The sequence below is a fragment of the Collinsella sp. CLA-JM-H32 genome (assembly GCF_040098165.1).
In the GTDB taxonomy this organism is placed as follows: domain Bacteria; phylum Actinomycetota; class Coriobacteriia; order Coriobacteriales; family Coriobacteriaceae; genus Collinsella.
Genome location: NZ_JBBNMZ010000011.1, coordinates 47,982 through 67,319, shown reverse-complemented (window position 1 = coordinate 67,319; position 19,338 = coordinate 47,982). Strand labels below are relative to the sequence as shown.

General features: G+C 60.5%; 12 protein-coding genes. All 12 read right to left on the bottom strand.

Features of this window, described 5'->3' with window-relative positions:
* Window positions 1–93 precede the first annotated feature (93 nt).
* The gene (atpB, locus tag AAA021_RS07845; protein ID WP_022094263.1) at window positions 94–897 is read right to left on the bottom strand and encodes a F0F1 ATP synthase subunit A; all 804 of its coding nucleotides are present in this window, start codon (window positions 895–897) and stop codon (window positions 94–96) included.
* A gap of 3 nt (window positions 898–900) precedes the next feature.
* On the bottom strand, window positions 901–1,212 hold the full coding sequence (locus tag AAA021_RS07840) for a hypothetical protein (protein WP_349088769.1): 312 nt from the start codon (window positions 1,210–1,212) through the stop codon (window positions 901–903).
* A gap of 281 nt (window positions 1,213–1,493) precedes the next feature.
* Window positions 1,494–2,141 (bottom strand): uracil phosphoribosyltransferase, encoded by a 648-nt coding sequence (gene upp, locus AAA021_RS07835; RefSeq protein WP_040359658.1) that lies wholly within the window; start codon window positions 2,139–2,141, stop codon window positions 1,494–1,496.
* Between the two features lie 123 nt (window positions 2,142–2,264).
* Complete coding sequence (gene glpK, locus AAA021_RS07830) at window positions 2,265–3,806, bottom strand: glycerol kinase GlpK (RefSeq protein ID WP_349088768.1); 1,542 nt, start codon at window positions 3,804–3,806, stop codon at window positions 2,265–2,267.
* Between the two features lie 13 nt (window positions 3,807–3,819).
* On the bottom strand, window positions 3,820–4,563 hold the full coding sequence (locus tag AAA021_RS07825) for an L-threonylcarbamoyladenylate synthase (protein ID WP_349088767.1): 744 nt from the start codon (window positions 4,561–4,563) through the stop codon (window positions 3,820–3,822).
* Window positions 4,564–4,710: 147 nt separating this feature from the next.
* Window positions 4,711–5,013 (bottom strand): helix-turn-helix domain-containing protein, encoded by a 303-nt coding sequence (locus tag AAA021_RS07820; protein WP_349088766.1) that lies wholly within the window; start codon window positions 5,011–5,013, stop codon window positions 4,711–4,713.
* The gene (locus tag AAA021_RS07815; protein WP_349088765.1) at window positions 5,000–5,395 is read right to left on the bottom strand and encodes a type II toxin-antitoxin system RelE/ParE family toxin; all 396 of its coding nucleotides are present in this window, start codon (window positions 5,393–5,395) and stop codon (window positions 5,000–5,002) included. The genes AAA021_RS07820 and AAA021_RS07815 overlap by 14 nt, the downstream gene beginning before the upstream one ends.
* 109 nt (window positions 5,396–5,504) lie before the next feature.
* Window positions 5,505–5,951 (bottom strand): type II toxin-antitoxin system HicB family antitoxin, encoded by a 447-nt coding sequence (locus tag AAA021_RS07810; protein WP_117746946.1) that lies wholly within the window; start codon window positions 5,949–5,951, stop codon window positions 5,505–5,507.
* 80 nt (window positions 5,952–6,031) lie between these two features.
* Entirely contained in the window at window positions 6,032–7,306 is a 1,275-nt protein-coding gene (locus AAA021_RS07805) for a HemK/PrmC family methyltransferase (RefSeq protein WP_349088762.1), read from the bottom strand.
* A 615-nt stretch (window positions 7,307–7,921) separates the two neighbouring features.
* Complete coding sequence (gene prfA / locus AAA021_RS07800) at window positions 7,922–8,989, bottom strand: peptide chain release factor 1 (protein WP_055252487.1); 1,068 nt, start codon at window positions 8,987–8,989, stop codon at window positions 7,922–7,924.
* Between the two features lie 230 nt (window positions 8,990–9,219).
* Complete coding sequence (locus tag AAA021_RS07795; RefSeq protein ID WP_349088760.1) at window positions 9,220–10,533, bottom strand: ATP-binding protein; 1,314 nt, start codon at window positions 10,531–10,533, stop codon at window positions 9,220–9,222.
* A gap of 283 nt (window positions 10,534–10,816) precedes the next feature.
* Window positions 10,817–19,042 carry an FctA domain-containing protein gene (locus AAA021_RS07790; RefSeq protein ID WP_349088759.1) on the bottom strand — a complete coding sequence of 2,742 codons (8,226 nt, stop codon included), beginning with the start codon at window positions 19,040–19,042 and terminating at the stop codon, window positions 10,817–10,819.
* Between the last annotated feature and the right edge of the window lie 296 nt (window positions 19,043–19,338).

Sequence of the window (19,338 nt, the reverse complement as noted above, 5' to 3'; positions counted from 1 at the left end):
ACGCAGGATAACCTTTTTATAACTGCCGGGCTCCATGGGTACGGGCACCGGCGGTTTAACGAATTGCCTTACCTTTAAGGCGCGAACGGAAGACTACTCCTCCTCCGCGACCTCCTCTGCCTCGGAGACATACACGGCGGTAAGGACCGTGAAGACGTAAGCCTGGATGGCGCCGACCACAAGCTCGATCGCATAGATCAGGATGAGAATGGCAAGCCAGGCCAGCGAAGGCAGGGCGCCGACGGCGTGGGCCGCGGAAACCTGCTGAAGCAGCGGCTGCATGAACATGCTCGCCATGATGGCGAACGAGCCCATGACCACGTGTCCTGCGAACATGTTGCAGAACAGACGGACGGCGAGCGTGATGAGGCGCAGGAAGGTCGAGAAAAGCTCGACGACCCACACGAGCACGTTCATCGGGAAGCTCACGCCCTGCGGAGCGAGGCTCTTGATGTAGCCGATCACGCCGTGAGCCTTGCATCCGTAGTAGATGAAGTACACGAAGGCGAAGATGGCGAGCGCGGCGGTGGAGCCGATTGCACCGGTGCCGGGCTTCATTCCCGGGATCAGGCCGATCATGTTATTGATCAGGATGAACAGGAAAAGCGAGCACAGGAACGGGAAGTGCTTCTTCCAGTTCTCACCCACGACGCCCTTGCCGATATCGTTCTCGACGTACTCGATGATGTACTCGAAACCGTTGACGAAGAAGCCCTTGGGAACCAGGGTCTGCTTCTTCTTGAACACGGCCAGGACGATCAGGAGCACGATCGTGGAGACGATCAGCCAAAACGAGTACTGCGTGATGCCGCAGCTCAGATCGCCCACGACAGGGGTGGAGCTGAACTCGCTGACCAGATGATTAATCTCATCAGGCAGCTTTTCAAAAATTTCCACGACTTACCTTTCGACCTCATGAGGATCTCGCAGCGCCTTGGCGACGCGAACCGTGCAGGCGGCCATAAAGGCCACGAAGCCGATCGCCTCGCCCAAGAGGAACATGCGAAATACCTCTCCGAACAACACAAACACAACCAAGGTAAAGACGAGCAGGGCGATTGCCGAGACCGCCAGACTCACCATACCCTTGAGCATGTCCGCATTCTGTTTATCGTCAAGAACCGGCTTGAGCGTAAAGACAAAGGGAAGGAAGGCAATTGCGCCCGCGATGGCGCCTGCAACGATAGCGAGCAGATCGGCTATCTGAAACACTGGCGTCCTCACTTTCCTTTTTAACGCTTCACAGAACAGTTCCCGCCAAACATTGGTGACTATTGTACGAGCCAATCGCTAAAGTACAACCGAAAAAGCATCGGTTAATACGCACCTGTTCGTTTTCTTAAGACCTTCTTTATGCCGCAGGTACGGTAATACGTTTTTCTCGAACCCTGCAGGGCAAAACGTCCGTTAACAGGAGTGCGCGCGGTCGCCTTTTGTTCGTCCGCGCGCACCGTTTCTTCGTATTTGCAGCCGCGGTCGTCTTAGCCCAGCGACTAGAGCGTGCCGTAGATGCGGTCACCGGCGTCGCCCAGGCCGGGAACGATGTAGGCAGCCTCGTTGAGATGGTCGTCGATGGCGCAGGTATAGATATGCACATCTGGGTCCTTCTCAGTCAGCGACTTGAGGCCCTCGGGGGCCGCGACGATGCACAGCATGCGGATGTCCTTGACACCGCGCTCGCGCAGGTAGCTAATGGCCATCTCGGCCGAACCGCCCGTGGCGAGCATGGGGTCGACGACCAGGCAGATGCGCTGGTCGATATCCTTGGGCATCTTGCAGTAATACTCGTGCGGCTCGTGGGTAACCTCGTCGCGCTCCATGCCGATGTGGCCCACGCGAGCGGAGGGCACCAGGTCGAGGATGCCATCGACCATGCCAAGGCCCGCACGCAGGATGGGCACGATGGCGAGTTTCTTGCCAGCAAGCTGTTTGAACGTGGCGGTAGTGATGGGGGTCTCGACCTCGACGTCTTCCATAGGCAGGTCGCGCATGGCCTCGTAGCCGTCAAAAAGCGCGAGTTCGCGCACGAGCTGACGGAACTGGTTGGTGCCGGTGTTTTTGTCGCGCAGGATCGACAGCTTGTGCTGGACGAGCGGGTGATCGACAAGCGTCACACGGGACGCATCGTAGGTGACGGTCATGGATTGATTGCCCCTTTCGTTGCGGCCGCAAAACGGCCTTGCTGACAAGGCGTGCAGCAATGTTGCCGCCGCACGCCATGCATTAGTTTAGCGGTTTGTTGTATCGAGCAGCCCATCGCAGCCCTACTGTGCGGTGCTGAGCGAGCGCCTGACTGCATCACGCCAGCCCGCAAGGTTTTGCTCGCGGCGCTCGGCGGACATGTGGGGAAGGAAGGTCCTAACGATCTGGGCATTTTGCTCCAGCTCCTCCAGGTCTTCCCAATAGCCGACGGCAAGACCCGCCAAGTACGCGGCACCGATTGCCGTGGTCTCCACCGTCTCGCATTGCAGCACGGGGATATCCAGCAGGTCGGCCTGGAATTGCATGATGAACTCGTTGCGCGAGGCACCGCCATCGACAGACAGGCGCTCGATCGAAAGCCCCACGTCCTGCTCCATGGCGCGCAGCACGTCGTAGCTCTGATATGCCATGGATTCGCAGGCGGCACGTACGATGGTCGCACGGCTCGAGGCGCCGGTCAGACCGCACACGATACCGCGGGCATGCGGGTCCCACCAGGGAGCGCCCAAACCCGCAAAGGCGGGAACGAAGTAGCAGCCCTCGTTGTCGCTAATCGAAGCGGCGAGTTGTGCCGACTCGCTCACGCTCGAGATGATGCCCACGTTGTTGCGAAGCCAGTTCATCGTTGAGCCGGCGGCAAAAATAGAGCCCTCGAGCGCATAGCTGACTTTGCCGTCCGCAGCGATACCGATGGTGGAGACCAGGCCATTCTTGGATTCGACGATCTCGTCGCCGGTGTTCATGAGCATAAAGCAGCCCGTGCCATAGGTGTTTTTGGTCTGGCCGGGATAGAAGCAGCAGTGACCGAACAGCGATGCCTGCTGGTCGCCCGCCACACCCATGATGGGCGGCATGTTGGTCATGATGTCGCTCGCGACGCGGCCGTAGTCGCCCGAGCTCCAGCGAACCTCGGGCATCATGGAACGTGGAACGTCAAAGAGCGCCAGCAGGTCGTCGTCCCAATCGAGCGTATGGATATTAAAGAGTGCCGTGCGGCTGGCATTGGTGTAGTCGGTGGCAAAGACCTGGCCGCCGGTGAGGTTGTAGATGAGCCAGGTGTCGATGGTGCCAAACATGAGGTCGCCCGCCGCCGCGCTCTCGCGTGCGCCGTCGACGTTGTCGAGAATCCACTGCACCTTAGAGGCCGAGAAATACGGGTCAAGCGTAAGTCCCGTGCGGGAGCGCACCAGCTCCTCGCAACCCTGTTCAACCAACGCGTCGATCGCCGGCGCGGTACGACGGCACTGCCATACGATGGCGTTATAGATGGGCTGGCCGCTCACGCGGTCCCAGACCACCGTGGTCTCGCGCTGGTTGGAGATGCCGATGGCGGCGATGCGATCGGAATGGATGCCGCTCTTAAACTGAACCTCCATCATCACGCCGATCTGGCTGGCAAGCACCTCCGTGGGATCCTGCTCCACCCAGCCGGGGCGCGGGAAGCTGGTTTTGACGCTACGACGCGCCTGCGCGACGATGCAGCCGTATTCGTCGACAATGGCCGCGAGTACCGAGGTAGTGCCGCAGTCGAGCGCCATGATGTAGGAACCGCCAAAGTTAAACGAGGCATCTTCCATGCCCAGGCTGCCCAGATTCAACGACATCGCTTACACCCTTCTATTGCATCGGGTCGGACAGGACCCGCTCGATCTCTGATGCGGGAAGTGCGCCTTGGCGCAGGATCTGGAGCCCGCCGTGCTGGAACGACACGATGGTCGAGGCGTCGCGACACGGGGTCTCACCGGCGTCGACGGCAACATCGACCCCCTCCAGGATGCGACCCTCGACGGCGGCAAAGCTTGCCGGCGAAGGCGCGCCGTGCGTGTTGGCGCTCGTGCAGGCAAGGGGACTGCCGCAGGCGCGGATGAGCGCTTGGACCACGGGAGAGGCCGAAGCGCGCAGGGCCACGGTGTCGTCGGCAGCGCGCATAAAGGTCGGCACGCAGGGGGCTGCCTTGACCACGATAGTCAGGGCTCCCGGCCAGCATCGTCGCGCGAGTACGCGGGCATCTTCCGGGATATCCACGCCATAGCGGTCGAGTGCTTCGACGCCATCGACCAGCCAAGCGACGGTTTGCGTGAGTTCGCGCTGCTTAAGGGTAAAGATGCGGCGATAGCCGGTACCGAGTGCGGGGACCGCGGCACCGTTGACGGCAGCCTGCGGGTCGCGCGGCCACGGCTTGGGCCCACTTGTATCTTGAGGAATTGCATCCGAGAAGGCATTAGCCGCCACGGCGACACCGTAGACCGTCTCGGTCGGGATCAGCGCCAGGCCGCCGCGACCGAGCACCTCGGCCGTGCGCTCGACGGCAAGCCGATGCGGCTCGCGCGCTCCCTCGTATACCCGATAGACCGTCTGCATGTGTATGCCAGCCCCTTACGCTCTGGTGCAAGTTTGTTTACTGTGGGGCATTCTCGCACGAAACGTTCAACCTATTTGCCCAGAGCGCATGTTGGTTTGGTGAGCGGCCGTAGTAGTCGGTGAAAGTGAGGGGGTTATTGCAGATTTTTAGCGAGCAAGCGTAACGGTACGATCGGGAAACTCAATGCTTGCGACAAGCTTTCCGCCGAGACTTTCTGCGTACCTGCTCAGCGTGTCGAGCCTCATTGATCCCAGCTCCCCGCGCTCGAGCTCCGATATGCGTTTTTGAGAAACACCCATCGACTGGGCGACCGACGCCTGTGTTAGATCTTTTAACCTGCGAATCTGAGCAAGCTTATAGGCTTCGATACGATCGCGAGTCCTCTCCTGCTCGGCGGTAATGGAGTCGCGTGTTATCCCGCGAGATTCCATATACTCATGCAGTTCCATCTCGATCGAGCCTCCTTACGTGGCGACGGTATATTTGTTCCGCCCTGGGAATGCTGATCGCATACCAGCCGTTCCACTTTGCCTTCGACGACTCCGCCTGCGACTTATCTCCCGCCAACAGCAACACTGCCTGACGTTTGGGGTCAAAGGCAAAAAGGATACGAATCACCGACGGTCCGCACGACGTCACCCTTAGTTCCTTTAAATGATGCAATTTCGAGCCCTTCACGCGGTCAACCAGCGGACGACCAAGGCTAGGACCTTCTTTCTCAAGTACCAAAAGGTCTGCGTAAATCTGTCGCAACGTAGACTCATCCTGCTCATCGAGCCAAGGCTCGATGTAATCGAGCACAATGCGGTATCGATGCGGCTGATTTGACATACCTTTCTCCTTCTATAGTAGAAGTTTTACGGTATATTGCAAGAGCGGAAATAGGCTCGAAGGGTCTTTTTTGCAGAAGTGAAGCCCGAGATCAGTAGGCAACGAGGGGTTATTGGACTGCGACGAACTTCTTTGGCCTGCCGGCATGGCGTTCCTGAGCGGCGTAACGCTCGATGCTGTCGATCGTAATCATCCGACGGCCGTCGACAAGCTCAACATCGAGTTTGCCGGCTTTGACCAGCGCAGTGATTCGCGGTGCGGAAACCCTGAGGTCCGCCGCCGCGTCCTTAAACGTTCGACACGCCGCTTCCCGAGCGTCCTCGTGGTCGATTTCGACTGAAAGGGCCACGACCTCGGCCGAACGCTCGTACCCAGCCGGAGCCCGACCATTGTTAAGATCGTCGGCCAAAAACGCCATCAGCGCCTCGATGGCATGAGCTATTGCTTCTTCGCGTGTATCGCCATCGGCAAAGGCCCCGGGGACCTGCGGGAAGCTGGCACAGTAACCGTCGTCTTCTTTTATGAGAACGCAGTCATAGGTAAATCGTTGTTTCATTATGACCCCCTCGGCTACCAGCTACCAACCGAGATAATTATAAATTGCTTTATAATTAGAAATGAATCAGTTAATAAATATTACTGACGCTGTTTGGGCTCCGTGACGACGGCTCGGACGATGCGGGGACGATCGGTGAGGTCGCGGACGATGCGCACATCCGACAGGCCCGCTTGGCGGCAGAGCTCGGCGGCGGCGTCGAGAGCGCCCTCGTAGAGCTCGCAGGCAAAGAGGCCACCGGCGCGCAACATGTAGGGCGCCGCGTTGAGCAAGCGGCGGAAGATGTCGAGGCCGTCGGCACCGCCTTCGAGCGCCAGGTCGGGCTCAAAATCCTTGACCTCGTGCGGCAGCGAGCGCATGACGTCGGTGGGAATGTACGGAGGGTTGGAGACGAGGACGTCGAAGGTGCCCCACTCTTCGCGGGGAATCGAGCTTACCAGGTTGGTGAGGCTGAATGCGACCTCGTCTGCCGTGAGACCTAGGGCGTCGCGGTTTTTGGTTGCCAGGTCGATGGCGCGCGGCTCGATATCGGTAGCGGTGCAGGTGACGTGGCCGCGGCGCTCCCAGGCAAGCGAGAGCGAGATACAGCCCGTGCCGCAGCCGACCTCGAGGACGCGGGCGACGCGGGGCTCGGCGGGAGCGGGCTCGGTGGCCTCGGCGGCGTTCTGCGCGGAGGTCGTCTCCTGGTCGTCGCCTTCGATGGCAATGCCGTATTCGTCGAGCTCGGGCTCGGGGGCTTCCATGGCCTCGGCTTCTGCTGCTTCGCTTTCTGCTGCCCGCGCGGCGGCTTCCTCGGCCTCGCGATCGGCCAGCTCCTCGGCATAGGCGCGGCTGCCAAGTACGTCGCTGCCCAGCGCCGCCTCGTCGGCAGCCGTGAGGTTGGCGGCACGGCGCTCGGCAGTCGCGCGTTCATCGGCCAGTGCTGCCTCGGCCTTGCGGGCCTGCTCGACTTCATCGTTCCAGGGCAACTCCACGCGCTGACGGGCGGCGGCCTCGGGGCTCAGCACCTCGGCATCCAGATAGTTCAGAACTTCCTCGACGAGCATCTCGGTCTCGGGGCGCGGGATGAGCACGCCGGGGGCGCACGCTACGTCGATCATGCGGAACTGCGTGCTACCCGTGATGTACTGCAGCGGTTCGCCCTTGGCGCGGCGGACGACAGCCGCATGCATGGTCTCGAGCTGGACCGCGTCGAGCGTCTCGTCCATGCGCATATACAAGTCGATGCGCGCCAGGCCCGTAGCCGCGCACAGCAGCCACTCGGCAGAAAGACGGGGATGCTCCTCGCCGCGCTCGGCCAGGTACTCCTTGGTCCACTCGAGACAACGCTTGATGGTCCAGATCTCGTTTGCCATGGGGTCCTCCCCTCTTGAGCGCCAGGCGGCGCGTGAATGTCGGAGCAGATTGTACGCGAGGGTGGCACGCGGTAAGGGACGATTGGAAGCGATTATCGAGAATCAGCCCAGATTTTTGCTCGCGGCGCAATCGAAGTGCTCATTTGTCGACGTCTAGATTTGCATCCGTCAAGCTTTTGGCAAGGTGGCCCCAAAACTGACCAATATCCAACCAAACACTTGCCAAATCACTTGACGCACGACGCGTCAAAAAATGGCTCGCGACTTCTTGGACGATTTTTTGAGCATTATTTTGGTAATCGACCGACGCTTTAAGCAGGTAAATGGCCCATAGACTACCAAGTCAACCTAAATAAACCCACATAGCAATTTACCAAAATGATCCGTTTTCCTCCGTCCCCTACGGATCAGAATGACTACCACTAACTGCCGCATCCGGAGCAAGACAACGCCGTAGGTAGAGGACGGACAGCGAGCGCCGCCCAGAACGAACAAGTTGGCATGAAAAAGGCAAGGCATAGACCTTCTGGTCATGCCTTGCCTTTTGAATGACAAATTGTCGTTCTGGGTGGCGCGCAGCGTCGGCCGGTTACGGCGTTCGTAGAACGCCGTAACCTAAACGGCCTGTGCCAGCTTCTCGGCTCGCTCGGCGGCGGCGAGCGCCTCGATGACGGTGCCGAGCTGATCGCCCAGAAGGACGCCGTTGTAGGTGGAGTTGAAACCGATGCGGTGATCGGTCACGCGGTCCTGGGGCTGGTTGTAGGTACGGATCTTCTCGGAACGGTTGCCGTGGCCGATCTGGCTCTGGCGCTCGGCACCGAGCTCGGCCTGCTGCTTCTCGAGTTCCATCTCGTACAGACGGGCGCGCAGCATCTGCATGCAGACCTCGCGGTTCTGGATCTGGGAACGCTGCTCCTGCGACTGCACCACGGTGTTGGTGGGCAGGTGGGTGATGCGCACGGCGGAGTAGGTGGTGTTAACGCACTGACCGCCAGGGCCGGAGGCGCAGTAGGTGTCGATGCGCAGGTCGGACTGGTTGATCTGGACGTCGATCTCCTCGGCCTCGGGAAGTACGGCGACGGTAGCCGTGGAGGTCTGAATGCGGCCCTGGGACTCGGTCTTGGGAACGCGCTGGACGCGGTGCACGCCGGACTCGAACTTCATGACGGAGTAGACGCGGTCGCCCTCGACCTTGAACTCGATGGACTTAAAGCCACCGGCCTCGCTGGGGCTGGAATCGAGCACGGTAGTCTTCCAGCCGCGCGACTCGCAAAAGCGCTGGTACATCTTGTACAGATCGCCGGCGAAGATGGCCGCCTCGTCGCCACCGGCGGCGGAGCGGATCTCGACGATGGTGTTCTTGTCGTCGTTGGGGTCGCTCGGGATGAGCATGTACTTGATGTCTTCCTCGAGCTGGGGAAGCTTGGCCTCGTTTTCGGAGATGTCCATCTGGAGCATCTCCTTCTCATCGGCATCGGTGGTATCGTGCAGCATTTCCTTGGCAGCCTCGATGTCATCGAGCGCGCCGATGTACTCGCGCGAGGCGGCAATGAGGTCGGACTGGTGCGCGTACTCCTTGTTGAGACGCGTGAACTCCTTGATATCGGAGGCGACGGCCGGGTCGGAGAGCTTCTTCTCGAGCTCCTCGTAGGCCTTGATGATCTTTTCGAGCTTGTCGCGCATGACGGACTCCTTTATATGCGTGAAGGCGAAAATCGGCAGAATTGATGGGGCGCGGGACGCCGCTGCGGGGGTAAGTCCAGCTAGAGCATGTCGATCTTCAGATACATGCGCATCCCTTCGCGTATGGGGTACATAGTTGCGGTCTAACCCATATATGATAGCGTGCGCAGGCAAACCTGCATATAACCCGCACGGAATCCGACAAAGGGACAGTCCGCCAACGCAAGGCTCTACTTCAAGAACATGGCCATATATAGCGGAAGCGTCACCTTTTTGCCGTCTCGGCCGACGTTACCGTCTATCAGCTTGTACCCAAGGTTCACGTCCTGCCGCTCGAGCATGTCGTTGAGCGATACCGTAGATCCGCGCGAGGCCTTCACCTCAATGGGCACAACGCTCGCGTCGGGCGAGTCGACGAGAAACTCTATTTCCCTATCGCCCTTCTGCGACCGCCAATAACGCAGAGCCACACCCCGCGCCGAAAGCATGCAGGCGACCAGGTTCTCGTAGAGGCCGCCCTTCATGGGACCCGCGAGCTTGTTGTTCACCACCGCCTCCAGCATTTCGAAGCCGTACATGGCCATGAGCACGCCCGTATCGGCAGCATAGAGGCGAAACTTCGTCCCGTCTTCATAGGCGGCAAGAGGGAATTGGGTGGCGCTCACCGACTGGCACCGTCGCACCATACCTGCTCCCACGAGCCAATCCACGGACGAGCCAAATTTGCGCGCCGTTCCCCTGTTCTCGACCACGGAATACTGGAACTTCGTATTCTCCTTTGCGAGCTGGCGCGGCAACGATTCAAAGCACGCCCGCGCACGCACGCGCTCGGGGGCTTGCGCGTATCGAGCCACGTCGTCGAGATACGAGGCGAGCAGCCTGCTTTGCTCGTCGAAAGCAACGGCGAAGTTGCCCGTCCGCGCAAAGGCGTCCACCACCGCAGGCATACCGCCGACCGCGAGGTACTCGCGCAGCATCTGCATCATCTTCTGATTCACCGCAACGGGCACGGGCATCAACGACTCATAGTATTCCCGCAAATTGGCGATATCGTCCTCCCCATACCCGCGCGCCCAAAGGTACTCCTCGAAATCGAGGGGGCCCATTTCGACCTCTCGCTCGTACCCAACGGGAATGGAGGCGAGCGCAGCCTCCTCCTTGAACCGAATGCCCAGAAGCGAGCCCGACGCAACGACATCGCACCTGCCGTCGAGAGCGAGATACTTAAGCGCAGCGCGAGCACGCGGGCACTCCTGAATCTCGTCGAGGAAAAGAAGCGTTCGTCCTGGAACAAAGCGCACGCCGGGCACGACGAGCGATATCTGCCGGTAGATCGAGTCGGCATCGATTGGGCCATCGAACACCCGCTTAAGGTCCGGGGACCCAATGAAGTCTATGGAGATGAAGCTTTCGTAGTCCTGCCGCCCGAACTCGGCGACTATGTACGACTTGCCAACCTGTCGCGCGCCCTTGATGAGAAGGCATTCGGCGCCCTTTTCCGCCCGCCACGAACGGAGGGTGTCGAGCATCTTTCGCTTCAGCACACTACGCACCATCCTTCACCTGCTGTTTGCAGCTTTTCAGGATGGATTTTACCAACTTTTGCAGCTTTTCCGGGTGTATTTGGCCTAGATTTGCAGCTTTTCCGGGTCCAGATAGCCGCTTCGTGCAGCTTTTCCGGACTTCTAGAGGGCGCGGCGCGCTTAGGAGCTGCAGAATCATAATCGCGTGCAAACGGCGGGCTAACATAGCCTTTCACCGAAAAGGGCGGGCGGCCGCGCCCTGCGACCACCCACCCTCAATCAAAGCCCTTCTCGGCAGCCGCAGCTACCGGTTCCGGCGCCGCAGGATCACACCTGTGGCGATCAGCACCACTGCGCCGCCCGCGATGCCACCCAGGGCCATCGGCGACAAGCTGGTATCGCCCATGTTCGGCAGACCCGGCTTCTCCTCCTTCGACACCGGTGGGTTGGTGGGCGGCTCCGTCGGCGGGTTGACCGGCGGGGTGGTCGGCGGCGTGTACGTGTTCTTGAACACCGGCGCCACGTCACCGTCATAGGTTACCGTCGCCACCAGATGGCCCGCGCCGTCGTCCGTCACCGTCACCGTTACCTGGTGCTCGGCCGCGTCGTACGTCACGTTCTTCTGAGCGTCGTTCACCTCGGAGATGCTGTAGCCGTACGTTCCGGGCTTGTCGTACGAGATCGCCTTGAAGCCCACCGTGCCGTCCGCCGCGTTCTTGGCGGTCTGCAGCACCTTGCCGTCGGCATCCTTCAGCTGGAAGGAGAACTGCCCTTCCTTCAGGTCCTTGCCGCTCAGCACCTTGGAGGCCCCCAGCTTCACCTCAGTCGCGGCCGGCGCGTAGCTGTTGCTGAACGCCACCGCATCCGCAGCCTTGCCGCCCGTGCTGTAGGCAACCTGCGCCTCCAGCGCGTGCGTCTCCGCATTCTCCGTCACCGTCACCGTCGCGGTAAAGACCGTCGTGTCGTAGGTGACGCCGTTCGTCGCCGCGCCGACCTGCTCGGAGACGGTATAGACATACGTCCCCGCCTTGTCCAGCTGCAGCGGCGCAAAGTTGAACGTGCCGTCGACGCCGTTCTGCACCGTCTGGACCACGTTGCCGGCGGCGTCCTTCAGGTCGAAGGAAAACTCGCCCTCGGCCAGGTCGCGGCCGGTCAGGGCCTTCGTTCCGGTAATCGTCGCCGTCGTTGCCGTCGGCGTGTAGGTGTTGGTGAAGGTCAGATCCGCGGCCGTCTTGTTCGCCGTCGCGGTCAGCTGGCCGCTGCCGTCGTCGGTCACGCTCACCGTCACATCCAACACCGCATCGCTGTAAGTGATGGTGCCATCTTGGCCCGCAACCTCCTTCACCTGGTACGTATGCGAACCAGTCGCAGTGTACGAGATGGCCTTGAAGGTAAACGCGATACCCGCGTTCGTGGTCCGGTCAATCTCCTGCCCGGTGGCCGCGTCAATCAGCGCGAACGTGAACTCGCCATCGGCGGGCGTCCGCATGGTGGCCGAATCGGTATTCTCAAGCACCTTGATGCCGGAGATCTGGTAGGAGGTCGCGCCCGGCTGGTAGCTGTTCGCAAACGTCATGGTGTTGGGGGTGACGCCGTTCTCGGTGCCCTTGCTCGGCTTCGCCGTGGAGCTCTCTACCGCCAGCTTGCCGTCGTTGTTGTCCTTCACCACGTAGGTCAGGGTGTACGTCTTGCCGGTGTAGGTCACGCCCGGCACGCCCGGCGCGTCCCCCGTCGGCTGCACCTCGCGGACCGTGTAGGTAAAGGTGCCCGCATGGTCGAAGATCAGCTTGTCGAAGGCAACCTTGCCGTGCGCATCGTTCTTCTGGGTCTGGATCACCGAGCCGTCAGACCCCACCAGCTCGAAGGCGAAGTCTCCCGCCTTTAGCTGATAGCTGCCGTCGTGCACGTCAACGCTCTTGGTGAGGGCGATCGCGCCGGAGTCCGTCGCCTGTGCCTCGTAGGTGTTGGTGAAGCTGGGCTTCGTGACATTCGTGCCGTCGTAGGCGACGCTCGCCTGCAGCGTGCCGGCATTGTCCGCAACCGTCACCACGGCATGGTGCACCGCGGCGTCGTAGGTCACGTAGGCCAGATCACCCTTCCGCTCCACGATGGTGTACTCGTGCGTGCCCGGCTTCGCGTAGGAGAAGGCGTCGAAGTTAACACTTCCGTCCGCGCCGTTGGTCGCGGTCCGGACGGGCTTGGCCCCGGCAAGCTGCTCAGCCGTCAGGTTGCCCTCGTACACATCGAAGGTGAACTCGCCGCACTTGGGGACGATCGGCGTGTTGTCGTCCTTCTTCACATAGCTCTTCTGCGCACCGAGGGCCAGGCCGGTCGCGGCCGGCTGGTAGGTGTTGGTGAAGGTATCCGAGCCGGATGCGCTCGTCACGATCGCCTTCGCATTCAGTGCTCCGTTCCCGCCGTCCGCGACCGTCACCGTATAGGTGAGGGGATGGCTGTCATAGACCATGCCCGGCTCCGTGCCCGACTGTTCCACGATGGTGTAGGTGAAGTCCTTGCTCGCGGCGCCGTCCAAGTCGGAGAGCTGGAACTCGCGCGTGAAGCTGACCTTGCCGTTTGCATCGTTCTTCGCGGTGTCGAGCACGTTGCCGGCAGCGTCCTTCAGGTCGAAGGTGAACTCGCCGTCCGCGGGCTTCGTCGTGTGGTCGAAGCCGTCCGCAACCTTGATGGTCTTGGTCGCCGTCAGGATTACGGAACCCTTTGCGTCGTAGGTGTTGTTGAAGGTGGGAGCCGTAGCGGCACCGTCATAGGTGACGGTCACCTTCGTCTTGTTGTTGTCGCCCTGGTTCTGCTCTACCTTGACGTGGACCTTGACTTCCTTGGCGTCGTAGGCCACGCCGTCGACGGTCTGGCCGGCTTTCTCCTCCTTGAGCGTGTAGTCGTACTCGCCCAGGTTCAGGTTCTTGACGGCCAGCTCGACCTTGCCGCCCCGGTCGTTGGTGCCCTTGGCGACCTCGTTGCCGGCCTGGTCGTACAGGCCGAAGGTGAACGCGTCGGCCGTCAGGTCCTTGCCCGTGAGGATCTTCGTCGCCTCGACGGTAACGTCCGTCGTCGGCTTCGAGTTGGTGAAGGTCGGAACGTCGGCCTCGCCGTCGTAGGTGGCGGTCGCCTTTAGCTCGCCCTTCTCATCGGAGACCTTGATGTGGACCTTCACGTCCTTCGTGTCGTACACGACGGTCGGGTCGTTGCCGGCAACCTCCTTGATGGTGTAGTCGTGATCGCCCGGCGTGTCGTAGCTGATTGCCTGGAAGGCGACCTTGCCGTCCTTGTCATTCTGGACGGTCTGGATCACGTTGCCATCCTTGTCGAGCAGCTGGAACGTGAAGTCGCCCCCTGCGAGCTCGCCACCCGTGAAGCGCTTCGTCGCCTTGAGCGTTACCGAGGTCTCCTTCGGGTGGTACGTGTTCGTGAAGGTCTTGTCTCCACTCGTTACCTGCGGTGTGGCCGTCAGCGAGCCGGTGCCATCGTCCGCAACCGTCACCTTGTAGATGAGCGCATGGGTGTCGTAGACCATGCCCGGCTCCGTGCCCGGCTTCTCCGCGATGGTGTAGGTGAAGTCCTTGCTCGCAGCGCCGCCCAGGTTGGAGAGCGTGAACTTGCGCGTGAACTTCACCGTGCCATCGGCCTTGTTCGTCGTGGTGCCGAGCACCTTGCCGTCGGCGTCCTTCAGCTCGAACGTGTATTCGCCGCCCTTCAGCTTGGTGTCGTGCGTGAAGCCCGGCGCGACCGCAACGATCTTGGTCGCCGTCAGCTCCACGGATCCCTTTGCGGTGTAGGTGTTCGTGAAGGTGGGGGCGACCGTCTTGCCGTCATCGTAGGTGACGCTCGCCTCCAACTGGCCGGCGTTGTCCACGACCTTCACCACGGCGTGGTGAACCGCATCGTCGTAGACCACGTGGGACAGGTCGCCCTTCTGCTCCACGATAGTGTATTTGTACTCGCCGGCCTTGGTGTAGTTGATGGCCGGGAAGGTAACGGTGCCGTCCTCGCCGTTCTTAGCGGTCTGGATGGGCTGCTTGCCCTTCAGCTGCTCAGCCGTCAGATCACCCTCGTACAGGTCGAAGGTGAACTCGCCGCCCTTGAGCGTGGCCTGCGTGTTGTCGGACTTCACATAGGCCTTCTTCGCCGTGAGCGCCACCGAGGTCTCGGCGGGCTGGTACTTGTTAGTGAAGGTCGGGGCATCGTTCTTGCCGTCATAGGTGACGGTCGCCTTCGCCTTGTCGCCCTCCGCCTTCACCGAGACGTGAACCTTCACCGCCTTGGTGTCGTAGGTGATAGTCGGATCGGCACCGACGTTCTCCTCCTTGAGTTTGTAGTCGTACTCGCCGATGGTCAGACCGGTGAGGGCAAGATTGATCTTGCCCTCCTTGTCGTTCAGGACGATCTTGACGGGATTACCCGCGGACGTGTCGCCTTGGTACAGGCCGAAGGCGAACGCGCCGTCCGTCAGCTCCTTGCCCGCGAGGGCCTTCTTGGCCTCGACGGTAACGTCCGTCGTCGGCTTTACGTTGGTGAAGGTCGGCACGGCCTCATCGCCGCCGTAGGTGACGGTTGCGCCCAGCGTGCCGTTCTTGTTATCGGTGACCTTGACGTGGACCTTCACGTCCTTCGCGTCGTAGACGACGGTCGGGTCGGCGCCCTTCACCTCCTTGATGGCGTAGTCGTGGTCACCTGCCTCGGTGTAGTTGATGGGCTGGAAGGTAATGTTGCCCTTCTCGTCGTTCGTGACGGTCTCAATGGGCGTGCCTTCCGCCTTGTCACCCTTGTACAGAGCGAACGAGAAGTCGTTCCCCGCGAGCGCACCGCCCGTAAAGCGTTTCTTCGCCGCCAGGGTCACGGAACCCTTCGCAGCATAGCTGTTGGTGAAGGTGGCGAGGTTCACCTGGCCGTTCTTGACCTCAAGCGTCTCGCTCTTATCATCGCCGTCCTTTTTCACCGTCACGCCTGCGACAGTCAGCTTGGCATTCTTGTCCTCAACCTTCACCGTGACGGTGTAGGTGGAATCGTCCATCGTCCAACCAGTGTTCTGCACACCAGTCGTATTAGGATCGTCATCTTCCCCGTGGGCCTCGGTGAGAGTAAACGTGTAGTCGCCTGCCTTGTTGAACTTCATGCCGGAGAAGTCGACCGTCTGGCCCTTGTCCTTGATGATCTTGCCACTCGTGGCCTTGGACTCGGCATGCTCATTGCCCGCCAGAGCATCCGAGACTTTGAGGTCATCATCATCGATCTGCTTCTGCGTCTCTTCCGTGGCGGTCAGCGTGAACGAGAACGCCTTCTCCGTGCTCTCAACACCGGAGACCTTCTTCGTTACCTGCGGGGTCAGTTCGTCGCTAGCTTCCGCCTTGTAGGTGTTTGTGAACACCAGCTTGTTGGCTTCGGCCAACGTGCCGTCGGGTTTTTGCTTCTCGATCTCACCGGTGATACTATCGCCTGCGCCGGTCAGATTCGTGGTACCCTGCTTGCGGCCGGTCAGCTTATAGCCCGCGGGCATCTTGTCTGCGCCGGTCAGCTCCTGCACCGCGTACTCGTCGCCCTCGCCAAGACCGTACACGCGAATCGTCTCGTCGGCCTTGATAGCATGGGTGTCGCCGTTCTTCAAATCGAACACGTCGCCGGCTTGCTTTCCGGCCCCAGCGTTCTTGAACACTGCAGCCTTGTAGGTCTTCCCCTCGGGCACGGTGAACTTGAAGGTGAACTTCGCGTCCTTATTGCCCGTCAGGCCAGCGGCCACGTCAACCTTCTTCGTCACCTCGAGGCTCGCCTCGCGTTTGTTCGCCACGCGCACGCAGGTGGCGCCCGTGAACAGGGCGTTCAGGTTCATGCCACGCAGATCGGCGCGGGCACCTTTCGACGTGGTCCCCTTGGGCTGCTCGTCCTGCGTGATGCCCATACGTATCCAGCCCGTCTCGGTCTCCAAGCGATAAGGTTTACCCTCCTCGGTGGGCCCATACTGGTAGACACGTCCGTTGGCGCCGTACTTGAGGCGCACCTCATCCTCGCCGCCCTTGGCGTCATTGTTCCAGGAAAGGTTGCCGTTGCCGTCGAGCCTCCCGTCGGACGTCTGCCGCGCACCCTTGATCCACGTGAGCGTGTTGTCGATGTCGCCCTCTGCGCCAAACTGGCCCAGACTCTTCATGAGCGCGCCCGGGCCCACGAACGTCGAAACGCCGTCATCGTCCGTACCGGCATCGGCATGGACGCCGTAATCGTCCACAATCACCTTGGTGAGCGTGTCGTTAAGCAGGAAGCCCTTGGGCGCCGAGACCTCCTTTAGGAAGTAGGTTCCTTTCACGAGCGGCCTGTTATCATCGCTCGTATTCGGGAATATGCCCGCACCTTCGAGCGCGACCGGGTTGTCGACCGACCTCGTCTTCAGGGTGTCATAGGGGGTCTGCTCACCCTTGAGCACGACCTTGCCACTCTCGTCCGTCGTCACCTGATCTGCCGTGTACAAGCCGAACTTCGCGCCGTCTACGGGGTTGCCCTCGGTATCGGTCTTTTGCACGAACAGGCGGTTCTGGATGTTCGTGACGAGCAGGCGCGTGGCGAACTGCCGCTGAAAGTTCACATTGCCATCGGGAAGGTCATCGCTGAACACGTGAACCGTGTTTTCCGGCCCCGCCTTGGCAACGGAATTTTCCTTCGTGTAGTAGATACCCACCGCGTATTCGACATCCTGAGCACGGTCCGCCTCTGGCAGCAGGTAGTAGTACTTGGAGATGTCGCCGGGCAGATCTGAAATCTCCACCTGATATTGGCCGCTTGTGTTGAGCGTGAAGACATGCGGCTCCGCCTTCGCCACCTTGATGGCGCCGGCCACGCCCGGGGTGTCGGCGAGGGCGTACCCCTTCGTCGGGTCGCCCGACACGGCGTACCAGGCGTTCTGATTGGTAGCATCAGCGTTCTTGCTTTTATCGCGCTTGAGAACCACTGCGAACAGGGTGCCGTGCTCCATGTCAACGGGCTCGCCTGGCTGCGCCAAGTCATCGTTCGCCTGGTACACAGTCTTGGGCGCGGTGATGGTCTCCTTCGCGCCGGCGAACGCACCGTTCTTCCACACGTCGCTGTCCTCGTCCATACCGCCGCGGTTGATGATGACGCCGCCCGCGCCATTCTTGTCGCTCGCGGACACGTACTCGAGCTGCATGCTACCGCCCGTCGCCGTGAGACTCGAGCGGTATCCCTCGGGCACCTTCGTTTCCTTCAGGAGGTAGTACTGGCAACCTTGCTTGTGAAGGTCATCGAAGTTGATAACGTCGTTCACGTCATTCGTGAGCGTCAGTTGTCCATCCGCGTCCGTGGTGCCGGAGCCAAGTAGGTTTTCCGGATTAGCGGTCGTGTCAGTAAAGTGCTCGTCTGTCTTGTACAGCGCGAACTGAGCGCCCTCCACCAGACCGCCATCCTGGTCGAACTTGATAATGTCGGACTCGGGAACCGTCACGAGGTTGTACTTGAGCTTCATGTTGGAGTCGGTGGCACCACGCTCCAAGTAGAAGAACTTGAGCGTGTGGCTGGTGTCGTTAGCGAAGGTGCTGCCAGTGAAGCCCTTAGTAGTATCCTGCTTCGCTTCCTGGAACTTGCTTAACAGCGTGCCGTCTGGGGAATCGTTAACCTTAATCTCGCCCGTTTGGAAGTCGATGGTCAGCTTAGCACTGGTGTGGATGCCGCCAATGTCGCCCACAAGGACATCGTCAATGAACACCCAGACGTCGTCGTCGCCGGCGAACTCAAAGGTCATGGGATTGCCAGCGTTCGTTTTACCACCCGTCGGCTGCACGAAGCGCGACGACATGGAGAGGCCGAAATAATGGTTGAGGGGTTTGTTATCGTTATATTGCGAGTTGCCGACGTTCTGCGACGTAATACCGTTCGGGACGAGTTTACCGCTCTCCTCCTTGAATACCTCATCGGCCGCATCGAAGGGGAAGAACTGACCTACTGTATGAGGTGAAGCCCCCGCTTGCTTAACACCGGCAGCATTGTAGACATCAAATGCATTCTTATTGGTGTTGTACGCCGCGTAGTTCTGCGAGCTGTCATACTCGTAGTAGCCGCCCTTGACCTGCAACAGACCCGTCACACCCATATGGGATATCTTGCCCGTCTGGGTGGAGGAATCAAACAGGTAGCCGAGGGATTCTCTGCCCCAGCGGTCGGTGAGTTTCGGGTAACCGCCGGTAAGAACGTTGTTCACGATGCCGGTGCGAGGAGAAGGGCCATTCGTATACTGGTTGAGCTCCTCGCTGCCTCCCTGATCCTTGAACTGGAAGCGGTGGCCCTTGTTGATGCCGTCGGATCCACTGACCGACAGGTGATCTTCCGAATTCACCCAGTAATCAAACAGGTTGATTGTTGTCCCCGAAGGCGAAATCGTCGGAACCGTGTGGTCCGAAATTGCCGCCTCGGCACGAAGCGGCAGGAAGAAACTCGCCGTCAGCGCGACGGCGAGGGCCAGAACAATCACATATGGCGAGACCGGGCGCAGCCCGCGACGACGGCCATAAGACATGACGGACCACCGCTCGCGCGGCCGGTATTCACTAGGAAATTCCCTGCTTAGACACCCCCCCCCGGTAGCAATATTCACGAGTCGAGACGTCGTCTCTCTGAGCTCCTGCATAATTTCCTCCCCAGTCACACGGCGACCTGCCCGGGCGCTCCCCGGGGGCCGAGGCAGTCTGGCACATGCCCGCAGTCGTTCAAGGAATACCAACCCCAGCATATGTCTCTTAAGCTATCTTAGTCTTTTTCTATGACAGTTTTTGTCTCATTACCGATGAAATCGGCTCAGTCCCTTTGTCACAT

Coding starts and splice junctions, on each gene's coding strand:
- AAA021_RS07790 (WP_349088759.1), bottom strand. CDS start 19,042: ATGTCTTATGGCCGTCGTCGCGGGCTGCGCCCGGTCTCGCCATATGTG.
- AAA021_RS07825 (WP_349088767.1), bottom strand. CDS start 4,563: ATGCAGACGGTCTATCGGGTATACGAGGGAGCGCGCGAGCCGCATCGG.
- AAA021_RS07805 (WP_349088762.1), bottom strand. CDS start 7,306: ATGGCAAACGAGATCTGGACCATCAAGCGTTGTCTCGAGTGGACCAAG.
- AAA021_RS07815 (WP_349088765.1), bottom strand. CDS start 5,395: ATGTCAAATCAGCCGCATCGATACCGCATTGTGCTCGATTACATCGAG.
- AAA021_RS07810 (WP_117746946.1), bottom strand. CDS start 5,951: ATGAAACAACGATTTACCTATGACTGCGTTCTCATAAAAGAAGACGAC.
- glpK (WP_349088768.1), bottom strand. CDS start 3,806: ATGTCGTTGAATCTGGGCAGCCTGGGCATGGAAGATGCCTCGTTTAAC.
- prfA (WP_055252487.1), bottom strand. CDS start 8,989: ATGCGCGACAAGCTCGAAAAGATCATCAAGGCCTACGAGGAGCTCGAG.
- upp (WP_040359658.1), bottom strand. CDS start 2,141: ATGACCGTCACCTACGATGCGTCCCGTGTGACGCTTGTCGATCACCCG.
- AAA021_RS07820 (WP_349088766.1), bottom strand. CDS start 5,013: ATGGAACTGCATGAGTATATGGAATCTCGCGGGATAACACGCGACTCC.